This window comes from Acidithiobacillus sp. TH-A36 (assembly GCF_057473445.1).
In genome coordinates, this window is record NZ_JBYCKP010000403.1 from 1 (window position 1) to 1,905 (window position 1,905).

Below are 1,905 nucleotides of genomic sequence, written 5' to 3' on the forward strand. Positions count from 1 at the left end.
CCATTCAGCCCGACTACCAAACCATAACCGACCAGCTGGTTGCTGCGCACCCCGCCTACCGACACCAGATTGCGGATTGTTTCGGCCTGGGCGGAAAACAATCCGGTAAATGTCATCATGACCAGCATCAAGATGATTGCAGAAGATGATCGCAAGAGCTTGGGCATCTGTTTTTTCCTCAGAAAGGCCATAGCGACAGGAAAAAGCGCGCCAGCCAGGGCATTCGTGCGGCCGAGTAAATGCTGCCATTGCCGCTATATTCCACACGCGCATCGGCAATTTGCGTGGATAAAATGGTATTTTGTGGCGTCACATCAGCCGGCCGCACCACTCCCGCGACCCGGATATACTCATGCCCACCATTGAGCAGCACTTCTTTGGAACCCTCAATGACCAGATTCCCATTGCCCTGCACCCTCACTACCGTTACTTCCAGAGTGGCGGTAAAAGTATTGCTTTGGGTAGTTGCACCGGAGCCCCCAAATTTCTGGGCACTGTTTGCCCCCATACTGGGGCTGAAGGCTTTACCAGCCACGCTACCAAAAGCAGGGGTGATCCCAAAAAAGTTGGTCAGCGCTGCACTCAAGGAATCTGAAGAGTTAATGGCGGTATTGGTGTTGTTGCTGGCACTGGAGTTTTCCTGAATCAACACGGTAATCAGGTCGCCCACCCGATTGGCCCGGTTATCACTGAACAAAGAAACATTGGTACCCGCCTGCCAGATGGACCCGTTGGGGGCATGGGCCGCCAGTGATTCCGGTTCTGCGGGAATGGGTAAGGGTTTGAGCGGCTTGAGATCATGATGTCCCTGCAAGGTGGCGCAAGCCGTCAAGCCCAACACCAGCATCATCAAGAAACCCAGACGCAGCAAAACCATCCAGATTTTTCCGTAGGAGAATGGAAAATGCATGAGAACTTTGCGGATGGCTTGCGCAGTCATGTTATCAGCCTCACAAATTCTGGGTGAGATACCCGAGCATGGAATCCGAAGTGGATACCGCCTTGCTGTTGATTTCGTAGGCACGTTGCGTGGCGATCATATCCACCAATTCCGATACCACATTGACATTGGAAGATTCCAGGTAACCCTGCTGCACGGAACCCAAACCATTGAGGGTGGGCTGTCCAGTTTGCGGCGCGCCGGAAGAACCCGTCTGCAAATACAGATTGTCGCCAATACTTTGCAGGCCGGTGGGATTGATAAAATTGGCGAGCTGGATGGTACCCACCTGCTGAGGTTGGGCCTGCCCCGGCAGCACTACCGAAACAGTCCCGTCACTACCAATCGTAATGCTTTGGGCATTGGGTGGAATGGTTACCGGTGGCTGCAACAGATAACCGTTGGAGGTGACCAGTTGCCCCTGGTTATTCATCTGAAAAGTACCGTCCCGGCTGTAAGCAATGGTCCCGTTGGGCTGCATGATCTGGAAAAAGCCCTGGCCATTGATCCCCACATCCAGCGCATTGCCGGTCTGGGTCAAGTTGCCCTGGGTCATCAGGCGTTCCGTGGAAACGACGCGCACCCCGGTGCCAAGCTGAAGTCCTGAGGGATATTGGGTAGTCTGCGAAGACTGCGCACCCGGTTGCCGCAGATTCTGGTAGAGCAAATCCTGAAAAACTGCGCGGGACTGCTTGAATCCGGTGGTGTTGACGTTCGCCAGATTGTTGGCAATAACGTCCATTTTGGTCTGTTCACCTTCCAGGCCAGTCGCTGCTACATAAAGAGAACGCATCATGATTTATTGCTCCTGATTGTTCATGACAAAACCAGCAATTGATTGGCACTTTGCCGATCCTGGGAAATGGTTTGCATCAACTTGGTCTGCATGTCGAACTGGCGGGTATCTTCGAGCATCTGGATCATCGCATTGACCGGATTCACATTACTGCCTTCCAGCGCTCCAG

At 53.3% G+C, this 1,905-nt stretch carries 4 protein-coding genes; all 4 read right to left on the minus strand.

The window, feature by feature from the left end; translation table 11 throughout:
- Positions 1-191 (minus strand): flagellar basal body P-ring protein FlgI (locus AC2VLY_RS10460; RefSeq protein ID WP_486922226.1); only part of this gene is annotated, 191 nt, incomplete at its 3' end.
- Positions 179-940, minus strand: coding sequence for a flagellar basal body L-ring protein FlgH (locus AC2VLY_RS10465; RefSeq protein WP_486922227.1), 762 nt, complete (start codon positions 938-940; stop codon positions 179-181). The genes AC2VLY_RS10465 and AC2VLY_RS10460, both read right to left, overlap by 13 nt.
- Before the next feature lie 10 nt (positions 941-950).
- Entirely contained in the window at positions 951-1,736 is a 786-nt protein-coding gene (flgG, locus tag AC2VLY_RS10470) for a flagellar basal-body rod protein FlgG (protein ID WP_075322618.1), read from the minus strand.
- 20 nt (positions 1,737-1,756) lie between these two features.
- Positions 1,757-1,897 carry a flagellar basal body rod C-terminal domain-containing protein gene (locus tag AC2VLY_RS10475; protein ID WP_486922228.1) on the minus strand — a complete coding sequence of 47 codons (141 nt, stop codon included), beginning with the start codon at positions 1,895-1,897 and terminating at the stop codon, positions 1,757-1,759.
- Between the last annotated feature and the right edge of the window lie 8 nt (positions 1,898-1,905).